This is a genomic window from Bacillus sp. ISL-7, from assembly GCF_018613065.1.
Genome location: NZ_JAGGQW010000041.1, coordinates 139,273 through 164,405, shown reverse-complemented (window position 1 = coordinate 164,405; position 25,133 = coordinate 139,273). Strand labels below are relative to the sequence as shown.

The window sequence follows — 25,133 nt, the reverse complement described above, 5'->3', positions numbered from 1 at the left end:
TAACCACATTATTTGACTTGGTAAAGGTAAATTTTCCAAGCAGAATCTCTTTGCTCAAAGGCCTTTTTGAATACAAGTCCATTTTCATCCGCATTTAAGATTGGGACTGCTGAGAAGATATATTGTCCGCCCATCTTTTTAAATACTTTTGTATTAAGTTGTAAATGGTCAATCTTTACCTTTGAATCTTTTTTAAATTCATATTTTTTCCCTAATTTTGCGACAAAAAGATAGCATCTACCGCCCCATTCATCGAAGTATTCCTTCAAGGTAGGATTTTTATCTAATTCTTTTGAAATAATTTTCCGAAACTCTCGTTTATAAGCTAAGGGATAGAAATTATTATAGGTATCAAGTGTATAAAAACCATTGTATTGGGCTATTGCCGGGTGGAGTCCTATACTTGCCACCCTGTAACTACTTTGGGGTTTACCTATATATTTTTTAATTTCATGAAATTGGCTTGTCGCATAGAATTGCTTTACAGAGGGCTTTCCAGCACTTCTGTAGACAATTTCATCATTTGCTGCAAACAAGACGAACATCTGAACAATGAGACATATTTTAACAAATCTCCGCCAATTCTTTCCCATCCTCCAAAGTAAATAAGAACCAACTGCAAACATAAGATAAATGATTAAAGGTCTTAGGAAATGAAATCTTGCAAAGTTGAATGTATTTAGGAGTGAGACTCGCTCCTTAAGAGGCTCCCAGCCTTTATAAAACCAAAAAGCATACCAAACGGATAAAACGATATTAAACATGAAAAGATAAAGATAGCGATTTTCTAACCAGTCTCTTTTTTTATTTTTCAACATCCATAGAACTAGAAAAGAAAGAGGGACTATTACTAAGGTGTGAAGTGTTAATACATGTGTATGGCCTAAAAAATAGTTTTTAAAAACTAATCGGATGGTGCGCCAAAGTCCAAGCTTTGAACTAACAAAATCATTTCTGCTGGTTGGTGCTTCGGGAAACACTAACGAGTAAACAAGACGATACTCTATCAGTAAATAAATAACTGTCATTAGTGCGATACTGGAAAAGAAGAACCAATTGCTTTTTCTTTTTACGAGAAAATCTCTTAACCATAGTAATCCCATGAAAAATAAAAAGAAGAAAAATCCTAACACTAAACTAGAATAGAAAGGTAACAATATAAGAGTGAGCCACTCTTTCCAGGTATGTTTACCCTCTCTAATATTCAAAAAAGCCCATAATGCAAGTGGCATTCCCAAAGTACTTAGCATACCGGACGGCCAAAATGGAGTCAGGGCAAAAGCCACCGATACCCAAACACGGATAGGGTAAGCCTCTTTTTCTTTTACAAAATGATTCTTTAGTAGTAGATACATGCCTAAAAAAGCAAACATTCTTGTGATTGTTTGGCTTATAGAATACGCAAGCATCGAGGGAAACAAGTTATGCAGCCATTGTATCCCGCTGAACTCCGTACCAAAGGCATTTCTAGGCAGACCATTAATAATTTGTGGGAGAGTACTATTGATCCCGCCAAACAATTGGCCACTATCCTTCAACACTTTATACCAGGCAATGTTAGAATCTAGATTATCATGAACCCTTATATGGGCGTTTTCCCCCAAAATAAATAAGGGCGAAACGTAAACTATCAATAAAAGTGTTGCAAAGTATAAATGCTTTTTCTCTTGATTAGCGTTTTTCAAAAAATTAGACATTTTTTCACCGCATTATATAAATTTCTTCGTAAACTAATATCATCGTTTGCTTCATTTATGGCATTTTCTACCTGTTTATGTGCATCTCCAAATTATCAGACAGTTTAAGAATTTTAATGAATTTTCTTTTTACTCCTTTACTTTATATCTTTCTATATTCGATGATCACTTACCAAATGTTTCAATATATTGATACAGGTAAAGTATAGTCTGATAACCTAAAAATTGTATTAATGAAATATTAAAAGTTAATTAAAAAATCCATAGTAAAGGGAGGTGAAATCCCGGTAATTATCGGGGAAAAGCTTAGTTTGGTAAATGTAACTGGCATAGCCCTTATTGCTCTCGGCGTAATCATCAATCCATGGGTCTAAAAGTAAACATATTATGAACGTATCCAATGTACCCTTCTTTGTAACGCTCTTTCATTTACCGCAGATACTTGTTTTTTTACTCGCCTGCTTTAAAAAAGAAAAAGCGATCCTTCTTAAAAAGAAGCATCGCACCTAATTATATCTATCATCCATCGTAGTGTTCTCTTTCTCTCTCTTCTTCCTCAAACATTTCGTCATTATCTTTGATTGGGTTGCCCTTGAGCAAATCCTGTGATTTATGCGAATCGTTTTTTTGCGAGAGAATCTCTTGTTCATTGGTATTTCCGTTCAGTTCCTCAGAAAATTCAGTCACAAAACTTGGTTGTTTTTTCATAATAGGTTTTCCTTTTCTTGTCGTATTTTGTACTCTGGACCTAGTGCTAAATCTCATCATATAATAAATCAAGGAATATAACACAACCATTATGATCCCTGCTACCATCCCTACTCCCTGCCCGGGAATAAACGGCATACATATAAGGACAATAATCATGCTTATTAATGCAATCTAAGAAGTGTACGGATATCCGCGCATTTGACACATTCCTTCTGGAGGACATCCGTTCCTTTTGCGAAAGCGGATATGACTGGCCATAATTACCATGTAAGTAAATATTAAAGCGAAGCCGCTAGTAGTGATTAAAACCAAGTAAACTCTGGGAAACAAGAGCCCAAAACCTAATCCTATAAGCATCGCAAATCCCGAAAATAATATCCCTCGATAAGGTACGTTCTGATCATCCTGAAGCCATTTCGGCGCATGCCCTTCATCTCTGAGCGACCTGATCATTCGCCCTAGACCAAATATGCATGACAGCATGGCTGAAAGAATGGCCGAAATTAACACTATATTTATGGCTCGCCCAGCCCAACCGATTCCCCGTCTCTCAAGCGAGGCTACCATCGGACTCACGCTTTCATTTAATGATGCTGTTGGGATGAGTGGCAGTAGAACCGCAGCATAGAGAATATACAATCCGACCAATGAAAACACCGTATAACGAATGGCTTTTGGAATCGTATCTCGCGGATTCTCTGCTTCCGTCGCGGCTAATCCAATGATTTCAAAACCTGCATAGGCAAAAATCACGAGGAGCATGCTTCCAGCGATCCCCTTTATTCCTCCTGGCATGATTGGCTCTGTCCTCAACTCTCCAGCACCAACCGGCGGGGACCCTGGAAGTACTCCGAAAATTAGTACTAATGCCGTAAGGATGAAAAAAATAATCGCAAATATTTTCACCCCAGAAAGACCGCTTGCGAGCTTGCCAATCTTATCAGCCCCTAATAGGTTCAGGAGCGTTACACCGATGATAATCGCGCTTCCTAGCAAACCTATTGATACATTGGGAACCCATTCCCTAATTAGGATGGATATAGCTGTTGCTTCGCTAGACATGGATAAAACGGTTCCGGTCCAATACAGCCATCCGACAACGAATCCCGTCCCCTCCCCTAGTTCTCGTGATGCAAAATTACTAAAGGAACCGGTTGTAGGATTAGCTACAGTCATCTCTGACAAGGCGTATAGAATTAAATATACCAATCCACCTGCTAAAATATAGGATATTAAAATTGAGGGCCCTGCTGCATGAATGGCGACTGATGAGCCTAGAAAAAAGGACCCGCCAATTACACTTCCTAAGGCCATCATGGTGAGCTGCCATGCAGACAGTCCTTTGCGCTTTTTCTCCATTAAAGCTTTTCTCCCTGCCATTTATTTTGTAAACTGAGGTTAACGGTTATTATTTACTTAGCTTTACAAAAAGATTCTGACATGGAAAAACGTCGGACATGCTTGTTCTCCCTGTTATGCCATATACGAAAGACAAAATTTCTTAATGGATTATAAATTTTTTAAAAAATGCTTTAATACATGGTATCCTTTACATTAAATATCAATGATTTGGTTATAAAAAAGTTCAAAAGAAAATCGGTGAAAATTAATGAAGATATATACTAATTTGGATAATGTGAAGAGCTACAAATCGTTTAAGGACATGAGGAAATGGCAGAGTGAACGAAGGAAGAAAGTGAAAGATTTATCCGTTAACATTGAACAGTGTCCTTCTAAAAAAGTGAGAGAATTAAATGAGAACAGGAGCCAGACATCTTATACTTGGATTGGACATTCCACCTTTTTGATTCAAATAAATGGGATGAACATAATAACTGACCCTGTTTGGGCCAAGCGGATGGGACTAGAAAAAAGATTAACGGAGCCGGGCCTCTCGTTAGCAGATCTGCCAGAGATTGATGTGGTTGTAATTTCTCACGGCCATTACGATCATTTGGACTTCCCCACACTAAAAAAATTAAATGGGAATCCCCAATACTTTGTTCCAGCGGGTATGAAGTCCCTTTTTAACAAAAAGGGCTATCAGAAGGTAACTGAAATGAATTGGTGGGAAAGTACCGAACATGAGGGAGTAACTATTCATTTCGTTCCCGCTCAGCATTGGACAAGAAGGTCGCTGAAGGATATGAATACATCCCATTGGGGGGGCTGGATTGTTCAAACCCAAGAAGAAACGCTTTATTTTGTTGGCGATACCGGCTATTTTAGTGGTTTTAAACAAATAGCCGAACGATTTACCATTGATACGGTGTTTATGCCGATTGGTGCCTTTGAGCCAGAATGGTTCATGGCGCCTGCCCATATATCACCAGAAGACAGTGTGAAAGCATTCATTGAATTAAAGGCAAAAAACTTCGTCCCGATGCATTATGGCACTTTTCGGTTAGCCGACGACACGGGGCCAGAAGCCTTGGAACGTTTAATCCGTGCGTGGGAAAAGCATCAGCTTCGCAAGGAACAGTTAACGGTTCTTCTACTTGGGGAAACGGTATTTTAGTTGGGGGCTTCTAATTTTAAATTACCTGCTCTTTGACTCGCATAGTTCCACTTTAATTGGTCACTATATATTTGTAAGACCATTTTTAAAGGGGAGTGACTTCTGTGGTGAAAAAAAGTTGGGTAACTTTTGTTTTAGCAACTACCTTATTAGGATTAACTGGTTGCGCAAATAATAATAAGAATGCATTGAATGACAATAATGCAGGCAATATGGGAGTAAACAATGTTAGAAACAATGCCATTAATGGGGTTAACGTAAGGAATGTTTCGAACCAAAATTTACGTCTTTCAGGTCGTGCCATTAGTAATGTAGAAAGCCTGAAAGAAGTTGACCAAGCCCATGTAATCATTCGAAATAATGATGCATATGTGGCCGTTCGATTAAATAATAATATTCAAAATGGCACCCGCGCCAATAAAGGCACAACTGGGACAGGGCCAAATATGAATGCTACTTATGGGAATGGCTATAACTCCGGAACAACAGGAACCAATGGCTCTACAAATATGAGTGCTACTACCGGCAATCTTGACAACACGGTTACCAATGGAACAAGAAATAATCTCGGAACTACAACTGGAACCCGTGGGACTACCACCAAACTTGATCAGAAAATAATCGATCAGGTCCGTGCAGCTGATCGAAATATTGACAACGTTTATATTTCTTACGATACCGATACTTTCGGCCAAATGACGAACTATACAAATGATATTCGTACTGGAACAAACAGAAATGGCCTGTGGAACGATTTTACCAATTCTGTTAACAGGATGTTTAGATAAGAGGAAATCAGCTGCCGGATAAATTTTCGGCAGCTTTTTTCTTTAGAATTGTTCTCTCCTGTCACCGCTCACGGTTTGCTTCCTATTAGAAGGAAGCACATAGACTCCTCTCCCGTCCTTTTTGAAACCCAAAGAAATAATTTCAATACTCCATTAATTAACCCTCTAGGTTCAAACCAATTTTTCAATTGTATCTCTATTTACCTTACTTTAACTGGAAATCAACTCCTACTTATTTTCACTTGTTATTCTTGCTATAATAGGATATTCAAGGAGTGGTTGGTATGAAAATAGTAAAATACCTAATAGTTTTTGTATTGCTCATTGGCCTTGGTATTTCTGCGTGGTTTTATTATCCTCAGTACCAAATCCACCAAATGAAAAAACACGCGGTTGCGGTGGTTAATAAGAGTTCTGACCAAATCTCTTATCTCAATTATTATCGAAATTCTAAAACTTCTCAGATTCACCATTTGGCGATTGGTGATTCTATTATACGTGGAGTTGGTGCCGGAAAGAATGAAAGTTTTGTCAGTCTATTTTCTAGCAAATTAGCAGAACAAACCGCAAAACCAATTGAATTTCAAAATCAAGGGATCAATGGGATCACCAGTAGTGAATTAAATGACTTGGTTCAAGAGGGTCGATTTGATGAATCAATTAAGCAATCCGACATTGTCACGATTAATGTAGGCGGTAATGATATTCTTCGAATGGCAAACGGACAAAATTTTCGTACCGTCATTCAAAGCTATGACCAATTGCAAACCACCTTCTCGAAAAATTTGTCTGATATTACATCGAGAATTACCAAGCTAAATCCAAAGGTCACAATTGTATTCTTAGAATTGTATAATCCATTATCACCAGATGACCAACTGTACCCTATAGCTGATAAAATGCTGCCAAAATGGAATGTTAATATATATGAGGTTGCTCATAAAGTCCCTGGGTCGATTGTCATCGAAACAACAAAGGTCATAAACGGGGACCACCTGCAAAATCTTTCCCCTGATGGTGTCCATCCAAATTTGGCCGGTTATACCGCTATTTCGGAGCAAATGATTTATCAATTTAAACATCAATTCAGAAAAAGTGCCGTATAGAACCGAAGAAAGATCGGTAAAAGAACTCTTTAACTTCATAAAAACAAACTCAGAAAAACACCTTCCTCGTTTCATTTTAGGAAAATGAATGTGAGAAGGTGTTTTTTTGATTAAAAATAAATCGCTTAACACTATATTAGAGGTCTTCCCGCATCAGGTGAAAGATTGGGATCTCCGCCACCAGTGATAATAGCGCTGTCGGGCTGAATATCATTATCCTCTAAATTAGCTGTTAGATTTGTTTTGCTATTTTTATGATCATTTACATTATTTTGAAACTCTTGTGGTACATTCTTTTTCTCTTTATCCATGATTACACCGCCTTTTTACTGGTAGTGTTTGTAATTCAAGAATAAATATACGAAGCATGTGTTTCCTAAATCCTAACTGTGACTCTCTCTTTATTTTTAAAATAAACCCATTCCTTGAAGCCGATTTCCTTAAGGCGCCGATGAACTTGATCAAACTCGTCCCCTACTCGATGTGGATCATGGGCATCCGATCCAAACGTTACCTTCACACCATAGTGAAGTGCCATCTCTAAAATATCATCCGACGGATACCAGCCGCCAACGTCTTTTGTTTTTCCGGATGTGTTGATTTCAATCGCGATATCATTTTCTCCTATCACCTTAATGGTATTTTCAACTGCAGCTGTCTGGATGGATGAAAAGGCAGGATAGAATCCTTTCATAGCATCAATATGGCCGAGGATTTGAAACATCCCACTTCGAGCCGATTGCTCAATAAGCGAATAGTAATTTTCTTTCGTTCTGATTTTTTCTTGTTCAGTGAGCCCATTCCAGCGCTTTTTATTAAAAATACTCACCCCGTCCACATGGTGAACCGAACCAATGATGTAATCAAAAGGGTACGGCTCAAAACAGGAACGATAAATCTCTACAGACTCAGGGAAGAAATCCGATTCCACTCCAAGAAGAACCTCGATTTTATCGCTATAAGCTTGTTTCAGCTGCAGTACTTCGTTGACGTATTCTGGAAACATACTTTTTGCCATCGCGATATGGGGACGGAGATGATCTTCGTCACTACTAAAGTAAGGGGAATGATCAGCAATCCCGATGACACTTAGCCCTCGTTCAATCGCGGCATCAATATAATCACGAATCTTTCCGCGAGCATGGCCGCAACGATCATGATGCGTATGTAAATCAAATTTGGGATTTGAATTCAACTTGTCCATGTTAATCACCTCACCTATTAATATGTACATATATCAGAAAAGATTAATCAAAGTAAAAAAAAGAAAACACCTTCCACTAGTTCCGATGTTAAGTGGCGGCGTTTTCTTTTTCGAAACAATTAAACATAATTCTGCTTGATTGAATTGAGAGGTGTCTCTCGTTTATTGCGTCTTCTTTTAAGCCTTTTCGTTTTTTCTTTTTCATAAAAATGATAAACAATAAAGTAAGAACTAAAGCTTAGGATCATCCCAAAAATGGTCATACCTATTAAAGTATGGAAGCCTCCATGAAGGATACTAATTAGACTATGAAGATCACCGTGGATTAACTTTTGAAAAGAAAATGATGACTTGTGGCCTAAATTTACTTTCATCGGAAAAATCAATTTCCCAATTTTTTTTGCAAAAGGTAACAGAATAACTGGAAGAAGGGATAGTTTACCGATGACATTACCAATAATGGATGCAGGTAATGAACCTTTCGCTAAACGGACGATCGGTACAAATAATATATAAATAAGCGAACCTGTTGAAAGAACCAACATTTCCAAACCAAGGCCCAGCGCAAATCCTAAGGATACTTTTCTCGCTCCACCAGGAGATCGAAGAAGTTTAGTTATATTAAACTTAAAAGCACGTCCAAATCGCTGCAATAAATTATACTTTTTTGGTTTTATGCTCATGTAGGTATCTCCTTATTACGATGATAAGTTTATTATACTCTAAATGAGCCATAACTACTATTCTAACAAATCAATTAATTAAGGAAATATAAAGCAGTCCCCATGATGGAAACTGCTCTGCTTTATCTATTGGGATTGGACTAATTTACGCTTGAACCTCTTTATTTAAATGAACCCATTCTTGAGACCGGAATTCTTTGACAGAATCCCTTCTAGTTTCGCCACGAGAATCTGCCTGTTCTCTTATATACTCTGGCAATTGAACAAGTGATTTTAATTCGGCATAGGTACCGCTTGGTTGAATTTCAATATCCACGATATTATAGCTCCACTCTATCTCCGCTGGGATATGAATAGCATTTAGACCAAGCTCAATCGCCGGTTTGATGTCTGTTTTGAGTGAATTGCCGATCAGCCAAGTATTCTTTTTATCAGCGTTTATTTTGTTTAAAACCTGTTGCAATGCTTCTGTATTTTTATGTTCAAAGATAAAGATTCTTTCTTGAAAGTAATCCGATAAGCGTAATTGGGAAATTTTCCTATTTTGATTCTCTTCATCTCCTCCAGTAAATAAATATAATTGATGCCGCTCTGCTTGTAAGGTATCCAAGATTTCATACATATAAGGAAAAGGTTTTACCTTTCTTTGAAAAACACTTTGACCAATTTTTTCTACTTGATTTAGTTCAGACGCTTTCATTTTTCTCCCCGTTTTTTCGCAAAAATACCGATAGGTTGTCACTAGGGATTGCGTATATAAGGAAGAATGCAAGCCATCATTTTCAACAGATTTTATATCAATTTCAGATTGTTTTTGGAGAATTTCCTGCTTTTGTACGGATTTAAACCATTTCTTCATCACATTTGCAAATCTGTTTCTAGATTCTACAAAGTATTTATTACAGTGAATCAAGGTGTCATCTAAATCCAATATTAAGGTTTGTTGATTCATGAACCAATCCCCCCTTAAATAGTGGTGTAACTTAATTATATGAGATAACATCATTTTCATGATAAAATGAGCCTTTCCCATTAAAAGTTAGTGCATTAGTATTAGCGGACAATTTAAAATCGGAAATAAACTTTTCAATATAATAGTGACACGGACAAAAGCCAGTGTCTCGATAGTCCCTAATTAAGATTTATATAGTATAATAAGGAAATTATAGCAAACAGGAGAAGAGAACATTGGAAAAACAAAATAGCAAGTATAGATGGGTCGTTTTTGTATCTATTTTATTAACGTATTTATTAATTGTTAGTCAACGAACAGCTCCAGGGTTAATTTCCGATCAATTGATGACAGATTTCAACATTACAGCCTCTACGATTGGATTACTGACAAGTATTCAATTTTTTGCCTATGCTGGTCTACAAATTCCTATTGGGATCTTGTCTGATCGGTTTGGCCCCAACCTTTTTCTAGTGATTGGGGCGCTTCTTACTGGAATAGGTACATTAATTTATAGTCTAGCCACGAATGAAATAGTGCTTCTTTTTGCTAGATTATTGGTAGGTACGGGTGATTCAGCTATTTGGGTTAATTTAGTGTTGATCCTAAGTCAATGGTTTAAAGTGCGGGAGTTTGTTGGATTACTGGGCATAGCTGGAATGGCAGGGAGTTTTGGCTTTTTGCTAGCGACCGTCCCCTTTTCAGCATGGATTACTCTATCAGGCTGGCGCGCCCCCTTTTTTACATCGGGAATTATGGTAGTTCTCTGTGGAGTACTTCTCTACTATGTCCTAGTAAAAAAACCAAAGACTTTTGAATGGAACGATACCATACCTAAAAAACAGAAAAAGCCTCGTGAAAAAACGCTGATTTTGTTACGTCGTATTTTTTCCACCCGCCAAGCATGGGCCACGTTCTTCTGTCACTTTGGTACTGTTGGAACGTATGTAGGATTTATTGGGTCGTGGGCTGTCCCCTATGGGATGCATGTATATGGATTGTCTCGTTCAGATGCGAGTCAACTGATTATGGTAGGTCTTTTCGGGGCAATTATTGGTGCTCCATTAACTAGCTGGATTTCCAGCCGCTTAGACTCGATTAAACGTCCATATGTTATTGTTCACTGCATTGTGTTTTTATGCTGGTCGTCATTCCTTTTCATGAATGGAAAGCCGCCAGTCTTAATGCTTACGATTATTTTCTTTCTTATTGGATACGGAAATGGAGCGAGTGCTTTAACCTTTGCGATTGTTAGAAAATCCTTCGATATCAAAGAAGTCGGGGTTGTTTCTGGCTTTGCCAATATGGGCGGTTTTTTAAGTGCTGTTCTTTTGCCAAGTATTTTTGGGAAAGTGTTAGACCATTTCCACGCATCTGCAAGTAGTGTTGGATACCAATATGGTTTCATTATTCCTGTCATATTCGCCTCTCTAGGGTTAGTGGGTGGATTGATTATCGTGGAGAAACGACAAGAAATTTTGCAAAGTCAGGTAAATTAATATTCTTAATTAAACAAAAAACTAGGGAACTCATTAGGAACTTCCTAGTTTTTTTCTGTTATTATTCGATTTTGTAATCCATGACCCACTCTGTGTTTGGCAGGTAGTTAATCAGAAAACGGCGTCCTTCCACATTTTTTTCGATTGGATATTGTGGATTTGGGGATATATTTAAACGTTTGTTATGGATTATTACAGTAATAGTTCCTTGGATTTCACCCTTAGAAGGTTTCTCATAAACAATTTTTGAAGGAATCCCTTCTAATATTGTGTAATTCTTTTTTATGTAAGCCGGTGAATCTGCCCAATACGCAGAAGCGCTGAACAAGGCTAGAGCTCCAAGTCCCAGAATCCCTAAGCGATAGATCCACATGACCGATGAGCCTATAAAAGGTAATTCTTGCACCCTGGTGAATCCCTTCCAGACATTGTTTACTTTTAAACTAAATAATATAAATGATAAACCTGCACCGGTTAAGCCAATCGCGCAGAATGGGAAGATATTTGTATAAATGCCAAGTGGGACTAATAAGAAGAAGGTAATACCCAGTCCTAAAATAAATGGTGCTTTCATATATTACTCTCCTTTTCAGCTATATTTTCCATGTAAACTTTCCCGATTATTATGCGTAATTCTTCCCAAAATTACTTCACTCAAATGCACCAGTTTAGATTAAATTTCCACACCATGATAAAATAGTTTAAGCGCGGAATTACATAAATATCGTGTTTCCTTGCTTCAAGGTTGTTAATATTCTACTAATTTATAGAGATAGAAGGGTTCTGCTTGAGCAAATTTGCAAATGGCGACAAAAGGATTCGATTTTGTGTCTCATTGTTAATCGCTTTAATAGGAGGAATTACGTTCGCTGCACTACATACACCTATTCCATGGCTGCTTGGACCAATGGCAGCAGTTTTAATTGGCTCAAGGTTTAGAAAAGTTCAGTTTTACTGGCCTAGTACCATTCGCGACATAGGTTTAGTGATTGTCGGATATTCGGTTGGCCTCTCGTTCACAAAAGAAGCACTTTTGGAAATAATGGCTAAACTGCCTTCCATGTTGCTGATGACAGTATTACTTGTTTGTTTTTGTGCTGGAATTGCTTTTGTTGTTTCTAAGTTAACTGGTGTCGATTATCCAACCGTGTTGATTGGAAGTATTCCGGGCGGGCTATCACAAATGATTATTTTCGCCGAAGAATTGAAAGGAATTAACATTACTACGGTAACTTTTCTACAGGTAGCTAGATTGATTATGATTATTTTCTTTGTTCCGTTTCTTATTTTGGGACCTCTTTTTAAAAATACGACAAACAAAGCTTTGGTCTTGGTTAATAATGGTACCGTCTCCCCTATCCCACTTTTTCCAACCATCATTTGGTTTGCTATTATTTGTGTTGTTTGTGCATTGCTTGCTCGAAAATTAAAATTTCCTACCCCCTATATGTTAGGTCCAATTTTAGGAACAGCAGTCATCAATTTATCAGGCTTACATGGGCCCGCGGTACCAGCTTCGATTCTGGATGCCTCTCAATTTATGATTGGCGGGTACATTGGTTTGCTATTAAATCCTGAGAAACTGGAGCACAAAACAAAAATTATTACACTTGCGCTCCTTAGTGGGATGGTAATGATTTTGGTCTCCATCGGGCTAAGTTTATTACTCGTTGCTTACTACCCTATCAACCAATCAACCAGTTTTTTAGCTTTGGCTCCTGGAGGAATGGATCAAATGGGAATTCTCGCTCATGAGGTCCATGCCGATTTATCGATGGTGACCGGCTATCAACTTTTTCGACTCTTTTTTATTTACTTTGCCGTTCCACCGCTTCTAAGATGGATTTTTAAAGTCGGGATGAGGAAAACAGCAAAGACCCCTTAGGTCCTATGGTCCAAATATTTGTATTTTATTACTTGCAGATGTGTAAACTATCGGAAAAACGGAGATTAGAAAATGGAGAAGAAAATAGCAATCATAACGGATATTCATGGTAATTATTCGGCATTAATGGCAGTTTTGAATGAGATTGACAAGGACGAAAAGACTGAGCATATCTATTGTTTGGGAGATTTGATCGGGATTGGGTATGAAACAAATGAGGTTCTTGAGCTCCTAAGTTCACGTTCTGATATTTCGTTTGTTATGGGAAACCACGATGAAGCTATTTTGGATATTATTGCAGGTAGAGAGCCTTATAGCAGGGGTAGTGAAAAGGTACATCATCAATGGATTGCAGCCCATCTAGACCATAAGTTTATTCCGTTTTTAACGGAGATTCCTGTCACGTTAGAATCGATTTACAATGGTAAAAGATTGTTTTTTGTTCACTATCATTTGAGTGAACTAAATAAATTTATCTCAGTGGATAAAGAGCCAACCGAGGAGAAACTTGACGCCATTTACCAGACATCTAATGCGGATATTGTTTGTTTTGGCCATCATCACGTGATCCATCACTTTAAATCCATGGAGCGACTCTATCTCAACCCAAGCTCTTTGGGCTGTCATTATAAGCCATTGGCCTCTTACGCTGTTGTGACGATTGGTGAACTGGGAGATATTTCTATTACTTTTAGGGAAGTGCCGTATGACAATAAAGAATTTCTGATCGGTTTTAACAGATTGAATGTACCTGATGCGGATTATATTTTAAAGATATTTTATGGCGATCAACATTTGAAATTTATGTAATTCTGTTTACGGCATCTAAGTTTAACCCCGGGCAGACTTTTTTATACGTAAATAATAGCCCTCGATTATAATTTCCAAAAAAATGACGATGAGCTTGATCATTCCAAGCTTATCGTCATTTTTTTAATAGGTATTACTTTTTACGAATGGCAAATACAAGAGCCACTAATGATAACAAGGCTGCAACAACCGATAAGATGGTCGGAAGTGAATTAGTGTTATCAGAGTCTGTTTTTTTAGCTTCAACTGTTTTTGTTTCTTCTTTTTTCGTTTCTTCCATTTTAGCATTGTCGTTGTGGTCATCCGATGATGCGCCTGCAACAATGTCAGTTATGGAATGAGGACTATCTGCTCCTTCTTCCCCTGTCCATTCTACTATGCTGCCATCTTTATAATATTGAAAAGCATCCCAAGCTGCTTTAGTTGCCGTTTCAGGGTTTTTTCCAACAAACGTAAATTGCTGGAATTGACCAGGTAAAATCCCGTCACCTGTTGCTTCGAAAGTAAATGATTTTACTATACCTTTCGCATCTTTTTCATCGGAATATTTCCATCCAGGGACTGGCTGATAAGACTTAATTTCAACTCCAGCTGGTGCTTTTAACGTGAATTTTGTCGTGGCTATATCCTTTTCAACCGGAACTTTAACTGTATATGTTTCCCATGCACCTGTTGTCGACGTTTTCGGTACTACTGTCACATGGGCACTTGCCACACTTGAGAATAATAATAAACCTAATATTGTTGGTAAAAACACTTTAGAAATCTTTTTCAATGTACGTTTCATCATTTTTGCTCCTCAATGTTTATTCATTACTGCAAAAGTAAAAGCTTCCTTCTTAATTTCATTCCAACAATCTCTCTTTTTTATTGCATCCACATCCACTTTGACCATTCATTCTTTTTTGTATTTCTAAGATGGCTTCTCTAAATCGGAGAACAATTCCACCAAAGCCTTTTTGAAATTGATCGGCATGTTTTAATGAATCAAAAGCTAATACTTGTGGCTGGCAGCAATTCAATTTAAAATCTGCGTCAAGTAAGAAATACGCCATTTTTGCACTAACAGTCGTATCCTGAAGGAAATCGCGACAAATGATTTGAGAAACATCTTTTTCTATGTCGTTATATCGTAATAAGCCACAATGAGGACAGCAAAGGTGCTCTACCCTTAACTCATGGGTTATAATTTGAACTGGGTGGCGATTATTTGATTCCTTCAAGCAATATGTACATGCGCTAGAAGATGTGTTAGTTTCTTGTGTTAAGCAGATTCCACCTGAAGTTTTAATGACCTTTTTGTCTTCTATTAATGGCTTAATATCTCGATAAACGGTCATTTCGGAAACTTGTAAACGATTGCTAATTTCTGTAATCGATAGGGTTCCTTCATTATTTAACCAAGTTAATAGGTGCTGTCGACGTTCAATAGGTAACAATTGTGCACCTCCTTCAAGATTTGTTGAAATTGCTATTATATAATAAGATTAGAATACCTTTAAAATATTAACAAGGTATAAATGTGAATAACTTGTGAAATTTTATCAACGAAATCACATTTTCTCACAAGACTTAACAGGTGGTTGAATTAAGAAATAGGTATAAAGACATAAGGAAGATAGGAGGATTTACATTCCTATCATTTCTCTTAAAATACATAGAAGGAGGTAGAGTACAATGATTAAAAGAGTGATCATCCTTTTGGTGCTCTCATCAATTTTAATAGCATTAGTATTAGTAAAAGATCATACTTCTGCTCCTGTTAACAATACTATAACTAAAAACAATGGTTCCTCTGAGTACACCACGGTAGAATACAAGATTAGTAAAATTAAAGGGAAGCAATACTACGGAAAAAGTGATGACGGAACAGATATCATCTTTTCTTCAAAGAACATCCTTTCGGGTGATAAAATACGCGTTCATGATGTGGTCATATGCTATTTTGATAAGAATAATTTAGGAAAAGGTTTAGTCAAAGTGGAGAAGAAATAGATATTATAAGGTCCCTCTTGAGTGGCTTCTGCCCACTTCATTCGAGGGGCAGATTTCTTGTTTACAGAAGTACAGTTGCAAAAAATGAAGTGATTTCTATTCAAAACCACAATTAATTACAGAAAGGAAAATTAGATTGAAGGAATTTACAGTTTGCTATACGTTTGATCATGAGATCATAACCGAAAAAATGATTAAAGAATTAGATGTTAATAAAGAAGATGTTGAACAAGAAGTAGTTGAAATGATGGAGCGTAACAAATACTTTATCGTGAAAAATGATCAAGGTAATTATATAATAAATTCCTATTTAGTTCGTTTTGTACGGATAATTAATGAAAGGATATTAGTCAAATAAACAAACTGCAAGCCTTAGAAGGAATATTTTTCCTCTCTATACAAGATTACTTACATAGTGAACTCTTCATAATTACCTTGTTATAAGCTAATTTAAAACCGTTTCTTTCCATATTCCTGGCGGATATGTTATTCGGTTTTGTCGTCACAGTCAAATGGGTACATCCTTTAGACTTTGCATAATTAATTCTTTCTTCAATTAGTAAATTTTGATAGCCTTTTCCTCTGTGTGTTTGAATCGTACTAGTTAAGAACATTTCACCGAGCTGGTCAGATATTGCCACGAATGCCCCTGCCACACTTTCTTCCTTTTCTTTTAATAAAAAAGCAGCTGAATGAGATAAATTAAAAAAACCTCTTACGGATTCGATTGAATCCTCCGTTGTGTTCTGGTCGCTTGAAAAACCAAGGGCAACGGTTCGTGCCCATTCATATGTTTCTTCAGCACCCACTTTTACTATTGAAACCTCGTCATTTCTTAGGTTTCCTTTGTTTGGATTCCACTCCTCTAATTTGAGTACCCAAACAGCTAGGAATTGTTCTAGAGTGTATCCTGATTCTTGGAGTATTTTTAGTAATGTTTGATCAGAAAAGGGAGTTAACTCAAAATGTATATTTGAACAATTATCTTTTTCCCGAATGAAGTTTTCTACCCTCTCAATATCACTGGATAAAACAGTTCCATTTAAGCCAAGGCCTACACCAAAACAATAATTATCCATTTGAAACACAGTTCCCTTTCCATCTAATGACAAATAATCTCCATTATAAGATGGTGACATTTTCTTCCGATTAATAATGTACTCCATGGTCCCTTGAATTTTTATATCCTCAATTTTTCTTGCTAATCCTTCATAATTTAAAGTCACCCATGTCGGCCCCCGAACGTATTTCATTTTTTAGCAAACATATCCACTAGTAATTCTACACAGTTTTTTTCTTTTGAAAAGTTACGATTATTACCCCCAGCTAAAATTGAGGTAAACAGCATTTTTCAATTTTTGTTTTGTATTAGTAATTTGGTTTAAATTTAACTCATATATTTTATATGAGCATTTTTTATGTATCATATATCATAAGAAATAGGTGAGACTAAAATGTTTGCTGTTCATTTTATTGAAAAAAATAACGTTTTATTAACTCAGCTGCTTAATCGTGTTCCAACCGAAGGTGAAGAGTTAAAAATTAAAGGTCGAAAGGCAAAAGTTGAAAGTGTTAAGAATATTGATGATCTCAATATTCATGTTCAGGTTACCATAGTGGTCGTTAATAAAAATAAACTTGTTGTAGATAATTCAAAAAAGAAAAAGCGGTAAACAAGAATAAGAACGTACATGTTAGATTTTCATCTCTAATAGGTGCGTTTTTTTTATTTCTGTTTTCACAACCTTGAAGTATATTCACAGCTATCTTTTTATTTCCTGACAGTGTTAATTATTGGTAAATAAGCTTAAATTTAGTGGAAATATGTCCTTCAAAATATACAATGCATAAGCTATAAAGAATTAATTTATTGCAAAGAAGGTAGAAGGTATTAAAATGACTCATGGTCATGGTCAATCACAATCCTCATTTATGCCTTGGGAACAGTGGCATCAGCACAACCCACACGGTAGTTGGCAACAATGGCACCACCAACACCCTTATATGCCTTGGCAGCAGTGGCATCATCACTATCCTCATGGCACTCATCATCAGTGGCAACAACAACATCCTTGGGTACCTTGGCAGCAATGGCATCACCAGCATCCACATGGTACATGGCAGAAATGGCATCAAATGTATCCACATAGACAGGACTAATATTTTAAACAATCAATATGGAGGTGAATTATTCACCTCTATTTTTATTAGAAAGTTTATTTATTTCAAATCCACCTTCGAAATTTGGATTGTCACATTTCATAAAAGTTATGTCTCTCTACACGGCATACTCTGAGAGAAAAATTCTTGTACCATTCTTTTTTCCCTTTATCCTGTGCTATTCTATGAGCAGAATTTTCCTTCCAGTTTTTTATAGATTCTAATGAATCCCAATATGACACTGTAATTCCTAACTCTTCATCCCTTGCACTTTCCAAACCTAAGAATCCTTTTTGCTGAGAAGCTAACTCTACCATTTTATCTGCCATTTTTCCATAACCACTGTCACCGTTAGTTCTCTGTGAAGCAAAAATCACTGCGTAGTATGGTGGTTCAGGCGTTTGTGCAATTCCACTCATATTTCATTCCCCCAAAAAGTTTAATCCTATAATAATTTTAATACATTTTCAATTATGAAAAAAGAAGCTGATTATCTACATATGGTAGGTATCCAACTCCTTTTATTCCTTCGTCTAGTTAATTATTGATTAATTCTGTCCCATATGAGTTATCGATGGCACAAAGCCAATCACCTTGTAAATTTTTCTTATATACATAGGTCGCCTTTCTATCCATAGAATATTCCGAATCCTTTTTATCGGCAGCGAGTAGTGTCTGGGAAATGACTAATGCCGTGTCTCCAGCTTCTAGTATAATCATTTCCCCTTGTGATGGTGCAACACTGTTATTGAAATAGTTTGCAATTGCAATAATTGCTTTTTTGATTTCCTCTTTTCCGCGTGTAATCATTCCAGGCTTTACAACCTAAATGGCATCATCGGTGTAGTAATTCATCAACGTATCAAAATCTTCCTGTTTTATTGCCATATCACACTTTTTGATGACCTCTTTTAATTCGTGTTCCATCATCTATCCCTCCCCAACTTAATTATAATTCCATTGTCATAAATACACTATTTGGATCGTCCATGTAATCCGCAAAAGGCATACAAAACTGGAACCCGAAACTTACATATAGTCTTCTTGCTGGTTCAAAAGCATCCATTGATCCTGTTTCCAAGCTCAGCCTGTGATAGCCACGCTGTTTGGCTTCTTCAATAATGTGTTTTAGCATCCGTTTAGCTACACCTTTTCTTAGATGTGAGGAAGAGGTTCGCATGGATTTGATCTCTCCATGTTGATCATCAAGTTCTTTCAAAGCACCGCACCCAAGTAATTCCTTTCCTTCCCATGCACTCCAGAAAGTAATCTCTGGTTTTCGTAATTGATCAAGATTTAATGCATGGATACTTTCCGGCGGGGAATTCAGTCTCATACCATGAAGATGCTCCCCCACTAATTCAGCCACTTCTGCTCCCGTTAAATTATCTATTTTTATTTCCATAGAAAATCCCCCTCAGTCTCTATATTGGAAAATATATTAAACTATTAGCAGGATTAGTGCCAGTAATAATTCCTTTTCTAATAAAAAAAGCGCCCATCGGCAACTTTCTTGACAAAACTCATTTGATAATCGGTAAATTGTCCTTCGGCCTGGTTCCGATGGACAAAAACCTCCTTGAGTTTCGGTTAAATGTCTTTCGTACAAAACTGGAAAAAGTATTGGCAGATATGCAATAAAAATTTTATAGATAAACTAAATAGACCGGCTGCATCGACAGTCGGTCTATTACTCTCTATTTGCTTCATCTGAATGTTCTAGTTCCATTCATTGTACAATTAAATAATGTAATTAGAAAGAGGTTTCCGCATTAATAATAAACCACACATCTCCTACTGCCTGTCCTGTTACATCACCTTTTGATTTATCTTTAATGAAATAATAAAGTGGATATCCTTTGTATGTTACTTGTTCGGTTCCATCATCTGCCCTCTTGATTGTACCAAAGTCACTTTTATTAAACCCGTCTGGAACTTCGAAATATTGTGCAGGGAACGCCGGCCAATTCATTAAACATTCTCCACTACAATTGGTTACACCCGGCTGATCCTTAGCGAAATAGTATAACGCCATTCCTTTTGAATCAGCTAAGTATTTTCCTATCTTATCATTCTCTAATAATTGTAAACGATCATTTTTACTCTCTTTGTCAGTAGTTGAGGATTCACTTTTTGATTTATTCTCTTTCGTAACTTCCTTTGTACCATTACTGCATGCAGCTAACAAAAAGATAAATAAGAAAACGGAAATGAGATAAGCATATTTTTTCATTTAAGTTCCTCCTTTAATAGTGCTTACATTAAAGGAAACGTACAACGCTTTAAAACGGTTTGATGTAAAAATAAAAGTTTTTAGTTCTTCTCAATTTTTAAGAATCCCAACATAAAAAAGCTCCCAATGGAGGGAACTTTAAATATATTTTTTTATACTCTATTTTTCTCTTTCTATTCCATTAAAACTTATTTTGGATAGAGAATCTCATCGATTATCCCATACTCTTTCGCTTCTTCGGCACTCATGAAGTAATCTCGATCCGTATCCTTTGCTACCTTTTCAAGCGGTTGGCCGGTCCGTTCTGAAATAATTTTATTGATATGCTCCCTAAGCTTTAAGATTCTTCGTGCAGAAATCTCGATTTCCGTTGCCTGCCCTTTTGCTCCACCTAACGGCTGATGAATCATAATTTCACTATTTGGCAGTGCGTACCGTTTTCCCTTTTTTCCAGCAAGCAGTAACATCGCCCCAAATGATGCGGCCATCCCTGTGCAGATTGTCCTGACATCTGGCTTAATGTATTGCATCGTGTCAAAAATGGCAAAACCAGCTGTAGTCAAACCTCCTGGGCTGTTGATATAGAGCGAAATTTCTTTATCCTGCGCATCTGCAGCTAAAAATAATAATTGGGCAACAACACTATTGGCCGTATGTTCGTTTATTTCATCCCCAATGATAATAATTCTGTCCTTTAAAAGTCGTGAATAGATATCATAAGAACGTTCTCCACGATTAGATTGTTCGATTACATATGGAATGGTACTCATCCCAATCCCTCCTTGAAAGCAATTTGGCTATGCAGCCATACAGAGAGTGCTTGAAGGAGTGTAATTTGGTTTGGACCGTAATTTACCTGTCACGTGCTTAGGAACTTTACTAATACCTGTTCGTGAAGGAAGCGCTTGAATGAGGATGGTTGGATCTTGATTTTTTAATGCCTCATAAAATAGGTCCGAAAGCAGTTCCCTTTCTTCTTTATCCCAAAAACTGTCAACTGACTGAAAATGCTTCTCTTTGTTTGCTTTTTCCAAACGCTTTTTTGCCCGATGAAGATTGGACTTTACCGCAATTTCTGTAAAATCCAACATCGATGCGATTTCTTTCAGTTGATATTGAAATCCCTCTTTTAACAAAAAGATGATAGCTTGATTTGGGGTAAAGTTATTTAAGAGCAAATCAACAGACTCCATTGTTTCATCAAGTTGATTTACTAAAGCATGATTGGCAAAATCGGGATCTGCCTCAACGGTTTCATTTTTACTTTTTCGAAGCATATCGACCCAGTGATTATAGGCAATCTTATTTAATAAAGCAGTGGTCATCTTTTGCTGGTGATTGCAATATTTTAAAACCTTTATATACGTTTCCTGTGCGATATCGTCTCCATCCCATCCATTACGGGCAAGAAAGTGACAATATCTTCGAAGTTTTGGATAATTTTCGATCCAAAATTCATTTTCGAACGTATCCTCGTTCTGTGATCTTATTAAGTTGGCCTCTCTAAGTTTCTGTGACATGATTTCACTCCTTTTGCACTCTCTACCCTTTAAACGTTTCGAGAGGGATGAAAAGATACGGGGGCAATAAATTTTCTTTTGTTAAAGTTACTTTATGTTGTTGGAATTTAATATAAACTTGACCATTTTAGAAATCAAAAGAAAAGCTTTAAAAATGCCCCTTTTATGATTAGGCCTGATTTATTATTGAATTTTCCAAATATAAATGAAGCTTAAATACATAATTCTAGTCTAATTAAATTGTTAACAAAAAGCTGTCGATTAACCTCAACAGCTTTAGTTTATTTCTATAAACAATGTAAGAAATAATTCACACCTACTTCTTCTTAAAATCCCATTTCTTTATATTGAACATAGCACTGCCTTTTGACGCAAAGAATCTAATTTGGTCGCAATCTGACTCTGGGAAAATCCGTGCTGTAAAGACTTCTTCCCCATCATTTATAAATATCTCAACAGAAGAGGTATCTACGAACATATGAATCGAAATCTTATTGCTATTAAGGTAACATGCTCTTGTTGTCCCATAAGCAGTCCCAACCTCTTCACCAGAATAACTGCGATCCAAAATCACCTTTTGTTCGGCAAGATGATATTTAATTACGGTTTTTTTCGTATCATTCGCCCGAAACTCGATTCCACATTCTTCTGCAAAAATATCGGACATTTCACAATACATTTCAAATGTTGTACCATTCATACTTGGGAAGCTTTTCACATCATTCTCAATAAAGGCCGTAATTTTTTGTTCAACTTTACGAAGCAGTTTCATTTCTTCTATTGGCTGTTGGATTAATTTATCATTTTTCACCTTTAATTCGCGAGGAATTGTTAAACAATGAGCCCAGCCGTTAGGATCCGTTGGATATTCTATTTCCGGTAACCCCATCCAGCCAATAAGAATTCTTCTCCCATCCGGTCCAAGTGTCGTTTGGGGGGCATAAAAATCAAAGCCGCGGTCAAGCTCACGAAAATCACCGTGGACAAAATTTCTATTCGGCAGGTTTAGCTTCTTTCCCAGAATATACCCTGATTGATAAATGTTGTGGAAATCATCGCCATGGGGTTCGAGCCCTTGAGGAGAAAATACAAAAATGCCTTGATTGGCGAGTTCAAAATAATCTGGGCATTCCCACATGTACCCAAAATCCTTTAGCTCCGTTTCTAATTCTCCTTCAAAGTTCCATTGTTTTAAATTGGACGAACGATAAAGGACAGCTGCACCGGTTAAATTATCACGTTGTGCACCAATAACCGTATAATATTGGCCATCCTCAGACTTCCACACCTTCGGATCACGAAAATGGTCAGTATAACCACTTGGTACAGTTGAGATTACTGGCAGGTTCTCTTTTTCAATATCTCCTTGTTCATTCATAACAGCCAAACATTGATATGGATGCCTTTGCCAATTTTCATCGCGTGTATTCCCTGTATACATCAAATATAAATTTCCATCCTGTTCAATTGCACTGCCTGAATATGCTCCATGGCTATCTAAAAAATCCCCCGGTGCAATGCCTATTCCTTCGTCTTCCCAATGCACTAGATCCTTTGATTTCACATGGTACCAATATTTCAACCCATGGACAGGTCCTAAAGGAAACCATTGATAAAATAAATGATAGTAACCATTATAAAAAGCAAAGCCATTTGGATCATTTAGTAAACCTGTATTAGGCTGTATATGAAACGATTGCCTCCAAGGGCAAGCATTTACCGTTTTCATTAATTCCTGCATTGCTTCAGGGCTTTCATCTTCCATTCGGCGGTATCTTTTCTCTTTAGTCCACTCCATAATGTTTCTACTCCTTAAATAAATGGAAGAGAATCATTAATGATTCCCTTTCCGATTTTATAGATCTCTAGTTGGCTGCTACTTGCTTTTTCGCATCGCGTTTCCCGAGAATAATAGTAACAAGGAAAGCCACAGCAAAAGAAAGTGCCATGCCGATAATATAGAAAGTAATTGTTCCTGGTTTAATAGAAATGATTCCAGGTAAACCAGCAGCCCCCATGGCAATAGCTTTCACTTTAAACAAAGTAACAAAGCCGGAACCTACGGCAGAACCAACGATTGCACCTATAAACGGATATTTTAACTTAAGGTTAACCCCGAACATGGCTGGTTCGGTAATACCAAGAAGTGCTGAAATACCTGCAGCAGAAGCTACTCCTTTTACTTTCGCATCCTTAGTCAGTGCAAGGACTGCCAGCGTTGCCGCACCTTGACCCACGTTAGACATGGCAGCGATTGGAAAAATGAATGACCCGCCAGTTTTTGCAATATCAGCTAAAAGCTGCGTTTCAATGGCAATAAAGCTGTGATGCATACCAGTGATGACGATTGGAGCATAAACAAGACCAAATAATATCCCGCCGATAAAGCCAGTTGTGTCATATAACCAAACTAAACCGTCTGTCAACAGATTACCCGCTCCACGAGTGATCGGTCCGATTAATGTGAACGTAAGAATTCCTGTGATAAAAATAGATAATAATGGTGTAACTAAGTTATCAAGGAATGAAGGGACTCTCCTTCGTAAAAATGTTTCAATTTTTGCTAAAACAAATGATGAAACTAGTACAGGAAGCACAGAGCCCTGATAACCTACCTTTTCGATTTCAAAGTTAAAAATCTTCCAAATTGGAACTTCGCCTTTAGCTACCGCATCAGCATACCCGTAACCGTTTAATAAGTCGGGATGGACCATGAGCATTCCAAGTGCAGCACCAAGATATGGATTACCACCAAACCGCTGTGTTGCGGAGAAGCCAATTAATATTGGCAAAAATACAAAGGCTGCATTAGCAAATGTATTTATAAGTCCCGCCAAATCTGCGATATTTGGATAAGCTTCGATTAATGATTTTCCTGCAATAAAGAAATCCTTAGCAGTTAAGAGATTATTGATTCCCATTAATAATCCGCCAGCAACAATGGCTGGAATAATCGGAACAAAGATATCCGATAGCATTTTGACAAATTGTTGAATAGGATTTAACTTCTTTGATCCTGCTTTGGAAACTTCCTTAGTAGACATTTCAGATAATTCCGTTAATTTAGCGAGTTCCTTGTATACTTCATTTACTGTTCCTGACCCCAAGATAATTTGGAATTGACCACCCGTAGAAAAAGTACCTTTAACTACATCAATTTCTTCTAATTTAGCTTTATCAATGTTTTCATCTTCGTTTAAAACCATTCTTAATCTTGTTGCACAGTGTGCTGCTGCCGATACATTTTCCTTACCACCAATTGCATCAAGTATCTCTTCAGCAATCTTTTTATAATTCATCAAAAATCACCCTATCCTATTAGTTATTTTGTGGAACCGGTTCCGAATCTATTCAAAAAAAATCAATTAAAGG

At 37.0% G+C, this 25,133-nt stretch carries 28 protein-coding genes and 1 pseudogene; 9 read left to right on the top strand and 20 right to left on the bottom strand.

Going from position 1 to position 25,133, the window contains the following annotated elements; translation table 11 throughout:
• Positions 1–8: 8 nt before the first annotated feature.
• From J7E66_RS17135 to J7E66_RS17130, 3 genes are all read right to left on the bottom strand, one after another.
• Positions 9–1,697, bottom strand: a complete 1,689-nt coding sequence (locus tag J7E66_RS17135) for a DUF6044 family protein (RefSeq protein WP_215002029.1) — start codon at positions 1,695–1,697, stop codon at positions 9–11.
• Positions 1,698–2,216: 519 nt separating this feature from the next.
• The gene (locus tag J7E66_RS31850; protein ID WP_251032964.1) at positions 2,217–2,405 is read right to left on the bottom strand and encodes a hypothetical protein; all 189 of its coding nucleotides are present in this window, start codon (positions 2,403–2,405) and stop codon (positions 2,217–2,219) included.
• A gap of 174 nt (positions 2,406–2,579) precedes the next feature.
• Complete coding sequence (locus J7E66_RS17130; RefSeq protein ID WP_251032963.1) at positions 2,580–3,767, bottom strand: amino acid permease; 1,188 nt, start codon at positions 3,765–3,767, stop codon at positions 2,580–2,582.
• Positions 3,768–4,017: 250 nt separating this feature from the next.
• On the opposite strand from J7E66_RS17130, the gene J7E66_RS17125 reads away from it, so the two are divergent.
• From J7E66_RS17125 to J7E66_RS17115, 3 genes are all read left to right on the top strand, one after another.
• Complete coding sequence (locus J7E66_RS17125; protein ID WP_215002027.1) at positions 4,018–4,926, top strand: MBL fold metallo-hydrolase; 909 nt, start codon at positions 4,018–4,020, stop codon at positions 4,924–4,926.
• 104 nt (positions 4,927–5,030) lie between these two features.
• Positions 5,031–5,714, top strand: coding sequence for a YhcN/YlaJ family sporulation lipoprotein (locus J7E66_RS32625; RefSeq protein ID WP_215002025.1), 684 nt, complete (start codon positions 5,031–5,033; stop codon positions 5,712–5,714).
• 284 nt (positions 5,715–5,998) lie between these two features.
• Positions 5,999–6,820, top strand: a complete 822-nt coding sequence (locus J7E66_RS17115) for an SGNH/GDSL hydrolase family protein (protein ID WP_215002023.1) — start codon at positions 5,999–6,001, stop codon at positions 6,818–6,820.
• 131 nt (positions 6,821–6,951) lie between these two features.
• On the opposite strand, the gene J7E66_RS17110 is transcribed toward J7E66_RS17115, so the two are convergent.
• The 4 genes from J7E66_RS17110 to J7E66_RS17095 form a co-directional block, all read right to left on the bottom strand.
• Complete coding sequence (locus J7E66_RS17110) at positions 6,952–7,131, bottom strand: hypothetical protein (protein ID WP_214716784.1); 180 nt, start codon at positions 7,129–7,131, stop codon at positions 6,952–6,954.
• 65 nt (positions 7,132–7,196) lie between these two features.
• The gene (locus tag J7E66_RS17105) at positions 7,197–8,024 is read right to left on the bottom strand and encodes a histidinol-phosphatase (RefSeq protein WP_215002021.1); all 828 of its coding nucleotides are present in this window, start codon (positions 8,022–8,024) and stop codon (positions 7,197–7,199) included.
• A gap of 119 nt (positions 8,025–8,143) precedes the next feature.
• Positions 8,144–8,707, bottom strand: coding sequence for a DUF2062 domain-containing protein (locus tag J7E66_RS17100; RefSeq protein ID WP_215002019.1), 564 nt, complete (start codon positions 8,705–8,707; stop codon positions 8,144–8,146).
• 145 nt (positions 8,708–8,852) lie between these two features.
• On the bottom strand, positions 8,853–9,659 hold the full coding sequence (locus J7E66_RS17095) for an HAD family hydrolase (protein ID WP_215002017.1): 807 nt from the start codon (positions 9,657–9,659) through the stop codon (positions 8,853–8,855).
• Positions 9,660–9,895: 236 nt separating this feature from the next.
• Here J7E66_RS17095 and J7E66_RS17090 point away from each other — a divergent pair, with 236 nt between their 5' ends.
• Positions 9,896–11,158 (top strand): MFS transporter, encoded by a 1,263-nt coding sequence (locus J7E66_RS17090; RefSeq protein WP_215002015.1) that lies wholly within the window; start codon positions 9,896–9,898, stop codon positions 11,156–11,158.
• Between the two features lie 61 nt (positions 11,159–11,219).
• Here J7E66_RS17090 and J7E66_RS17085 read toward each other — a convergent pair whose 3' ends face one another.
• Entirely contained in the window at positions 11,220–11,732 is a 513-nt protein-coding gene (locus J7E66_RS17085; RefSeq protein WP_215002013.1) for a hypothetical protein, read from the bottom strand.
• Between the two features lie 213 nt (positions 11,733–11,945).
• Between J7E66_RS17085 and J7E66_RS17080 the strand changes: the two genes are divergently transcribed.
• The gene (locus tag J7E66_RS17080; RefSeq protein ID WP_251032962.1) at positions 11,946–13,043 is read left to right on the top strand and encodes an AbrB family transcriptional regulator; all 1,098 of its coding nucleotides are present in this window, start codon (positions 11,946–11,948) and stop codon (positions 13,041–13,043) included.
• 72 nt (positions 13,044–13,115) lie between these two features.
• The gene (locus J7E66_RS17075) at positions 13,116–13,853 is read left to right on the top strand and encodes a metallophosphoesterase family protein (RefSeq protein ID WP_215002011.1); all 738 of its coding nucleotides are present in this window, start codon (positions 13,116–13,118) and stop codon (positions 13,851–13,853) included.
• Positions 13,854–13,986: 133 nt separating this feature from the next.
• Here the strand turns inward: J7E66_RS17075 and J7E66_RS17070 are convergent, their stop codons facing one another.
• Both J7E66_RS17070 and J7E66_RS17065 read right to left on the bottom strand, forming a co-directional pair.
• Positions 13,987–14,640, bottom strand: coding sequence for a YcnI family copper-binding membrane protein (locus tag J7E66_RS17070; protein WP_215002009.1), 654 nt, complete (start codon positions 14,638–14,640; stop codon positions 13,987–13,989).
• A gap of 58 nt (positions 14,641–14,698) precedes the next feature.
• Positions 14,699–15,292, bottom strand: a complete 594-nt coding sequence (locus J7E66_RS17065; protein ID WP_215002008.1) for a DeoR family transcriptional regulator — start codon at positions 15,290–15,292, stop codon at positions 14,699–14,701.
• Positions 15,293–15,530: 238 nt separating this feature from the next.
• Between J7E66_RS17065 and J7E66_RS17060 the strand changes: the two genes are divergently transcribed.
• Positions 15,531–15,848, top strand: coding sequence for a hypothetical protein (locus tag J7E66_RS17060; protein ID WP_088087033.1), 318 nt, complete (start codon positions 15,531–15,533; stop codon positions 15,846–15,848).
• Between the two features lie 136 nt (positions 15,849–15,984).
• Positions 15,985–16,206 carry a hypothetical protein gene (locus J7E66_RS17055; protein WP_088087032.1) on the top strand — a complete coding sequence of 74 codons (222 nt, stop codon included), beginning with the start codon at positions 15,985–15,987 and terminating at the stop codon, positions 16,204–16,206.
• A gap of 46 nt (positions 16,207–16,252) precedes the next feature.
• Here the strand turns inward: J7E66_RS17055 and J7E66_RS17050 are convergent, their stop codons facing one another.
• Positions 16,253–17,074 (bottom strand): GNAT family N-acetyltransferase, encoded by an 822-nt coding sequence (locus J7E66_RS17050; protein WP_215002006.1) that lies wholly within the window; start codon positions 17,072–17,074, stop codon positions 16,253–16,255.
• Between the two features lie 228 nt (positions 17,075–17,302).
• Here J7E66_RS17050 and J7E66_RS17045 point away from each other — a divergent pair, with 228 nt between their 5' ends.
• Positions 17,303–17,521 (top strand): hypothetical protein, encoded by a 219-nt coding sequence (locus J7E66_RS17045; RefSeq protein WP_168243338.1) that lies wholly within the window; start codon positions 17,303–17,305, stop codon positions 17,519–17,521.
• Between the two features lie 257 nt (positions 17,522–17,778).
• On the opposite strand, the gene J7E66_RS17040 is transcribed toward J7E66_RS17045, so the two are convergent.
• The 9 genes and pseudogenes from J7E66_RS17040 to J7E66_RS17000 form a co-directional block, all read right to left on the bottom strand.
• A complete protein-coding gene (locus tag J7E66_RS17040) occupies positions 17,779–17,994 on the bottom strand; it encodes a hypothetical protein (RefSeq protein WP_215002004.1) in 216 nt (71 codons plus the stop codon).
• 106 nt (positions 17,995–18,100) lie between these two features.
• Entirely contained in the window at positions 18,101–18,427 is a 327-nt protein-coding gene (locus tag J7E66_RS17035) for an antibiotic biosynthesis monooxygenase family protein (RefSeq protein ID WP_215002002.1), read from the bottom strand.
• A gap of 118 nt (positions 18,428–18,545) precedes the next feature.
• A pseudogene (locus tag J7E66_RS17030) lies at positions 18,546–18,935 on the bottom strand (YybH family protein).
• A 22-nt stretch (positions 18,936–18,957) separates the two neighbouring features.
• Complete coding sequence (locus tag J7E66_RS17025; protein WP_215002001.1) at positions 18,958–19,413, bottom strand: GNAT family N-acetyltransferase; 456 nt, start codon at positions 19,411–19,413, stop codon at positions 18,958–18,960.
• 348 nt (positions 19,414–19,761) lie between these two features.
• Positions 19,762–20,241, bottom strand: coding sequence for a COG4315 family predicted lipoprotein (locus J7E66_RS17020; protein ID WP_215001982.1), 480 nt, complete (start codon positions 20,239–20,241; stop codon positions 19,762–19,764).
• Positions 20,242–20,429: 188 nt separating this feature from the next.
• Entirely contained in the window at positions 20,430–21,011 is a 582-nt protein-coding gene (gene clpP / locus J7E66_RS17015) for an ATP-dependent Clp endopeptidase proteolytic subunit ClpP (RefSeq protein ID WP_215001980.1), read from the bottom strand.
• 27 nt (positions 21,012–21,038) lie between these two features.
• The gene (locus tag J7E66_RS17010; RefSeq protein WP_215001978.1) at positions 21,039–21,761 is read right to left on the bottom strand and encodes a sigma-70 family RNA polymerase sigma factor; all 723 of its coding nucleotides are present in this window, start codon (positions 21,759–21,761) and stop codon (positions 21,039–21,041) included.
• Between the two features lie 316 nt (positions 21,762–22,077).
• Positions 22,078–23,559, bottom strand: coding sequence for a glycoside hydrolase family 32 protein (locus J7E66_RS17005; RefSeq protein ID WP_215001976.1), 1,482 nt, complete (start codon positions 23,557–23,559; stop codon positions 22,078–22,080).
• Positions 23,560–23,626: 67 nt separating this feature from the next.
• Positions 23,627–25,060 (bottom strand): sucrose-specific PTS transporter subunit IIBC, encoded by a 1,434-nt coding sequence (locus J7E66_RS17000; protein WP_215001974.1) that lies wholly within the window; start codon positions 25,058–25,060, stop codon positions 23,627–23,629.
• Between the last annotated feature and the right edge of the window lie 73 nt (positions 25,061–25,133).

Excerpts from the sequence above, each read along its gene's own strand:
- J7E66_RS17135 (WP_215002029.1), bottom strand. The coding sequence starts at position 1,697 with ATGTCTAATTTTTTGAAAAACGCTAATCAAGAGAAAAAGCATTTATAC.
- J7E66_RS31850 (WP_251032964.1), bottom strand. The coding sequence starts at position 2,405 with ATGAAAAAACAACCAAGTTTTGTGACTGAATTTTCTGAGGAACTGAAC.
- J7E66_RS17130 (WP_251032963.1), bottom strand. The coding sequence starts at position 3,767 with ATGGAGAAAAAGCGCAAAGGACTGTCTGCATGGCAGCTCACCATGATG.
- J7E66_RS17125 (WP_215002027.1), top strand. The coding sequence starts at position 4,018 with ATGAAGATATATACTAATTTGGATAATGTGAAGAGCTACAAATCGTTT.
- J7E66_RS17115 (WP_215002023.1), top strand. The coding sequence starts at position 5,999 with ATGAAAATAGTAAAATACCTAATAGTTTTTGTATTGCTCATTGGCCTT.
- J7E66_RS17110 (WP_214716784.1), bottom strand. The coding sequence starts at position 7,131 with ATGGATAAAGAGAAAAAGAATGTACCACAAGAGTTTCAAAATAATGTA.
- J7E66_RS17105 (WP_215002021.1), bottom strand. The coding sequence starts at position 8,024 with ATGGACAAGTTGAATTCAAATCCCAAATTTGATTTACATACGCATCAT.
- J7E66_RS17100 (WP_215002019.1), bottom strand. The coding sequence starts at position 8,707 with ATGAGCATAAAACCAAAAAAGTATAATTTATTGCAGCGATTTGGACGT.
- J7E66_RS17095 (WP_215002017.1), bottom strand. The coding sequence starts at position 9,659 with ATGAATCAACAAACCTTAATATTGGATTTAGATGACACCTTGATTCAC.
- J7E66_RS17085 (WP_215002013.1), bottom strand. The coding sequence starts at position 11,732 with ATGAAAGCACCATTTATTTTAGGACTGGGTATTACCTTCTTCTTATTA.
- J7E66_RS17075 (WP_215002011.1), top strand. The coding sequence starts at position 13,116 with ATGGAGAAGAAAATAGCAATCATAACGGATATTCATGGTAATTATTCG.
- J7E66_RS17070 (WP_215002009.1), bottom strand. The coding sequence starts at position 14,640 with ATGAAACGTACATTGAAAAAGATTTCTAAAGTGTTTTTACCAACAATA.
- J7E66_RS17060 (WP_088087033.1), top strand. The coding sequence starts at position 15,531 with ATGATTAAAAGAGTGATCATCCTTTTGGTGCTCTCATCAATTTTAATA.
- J7E66_RS17045 (WP_168243338.1), top strand. The coding sequence starts at position 17,303 with ATGTTTGCTGTTCATTTTATTGAAAAAAATAACGTTTTATTAACTCAG.
- J7E66_RS17035 (WP_215002002.1), bottom strand. The coding sequence starts at position 18,427 with ATGAGTGGAATTGCACAAACGCCTGAACCACCATACTACGCAGTGATT.
- J7E66_RS17025 (WP_215002001.1), bottom strand. The coding sequence starts at position 19,413 with ATGGAAATAAAAATAGATAATTTAACGGGAGCAGAAGTGGCTGAATTA.
- J7E66_RS17020 (WP_215001982.1), bottom strand. The coding sequence starts at position 20,241 with ATGAAAAAATATGCTTATCTCATTTCCGTTTTCTTATTTATCTTTTTG.
- clpP (WP_215001980.1), bottom strand. The coding sequence starts at position 21,011 with ATGAGTACCATTCCATATGTAATCGAACAATCTAATCGTGGAGAACGT.
- J7E66_RS17010 (WP_215001978.1), bottom strand. The coding sequence starts at position 21,761 with ATGTCACAGAAACTTAGAGAGGCCAACTTAATAAGATCACAGAACGAG.
- J7E66_RS17005 (WP_215001976.1), bottom strand. The coding sequence starts at position 23,559 with ATGGAGTGGACTAAAGAGAAAAGATACCGCCGAATGGAAGATGAAAGC.
- J7E66_RS17000 (WP_215001974.1), bottom strand. The coding sequence starts at position 25,060 with ATGAATTATAAAAAGATTGCTGAAGAGATACTTGATGCAATTGGTGGT.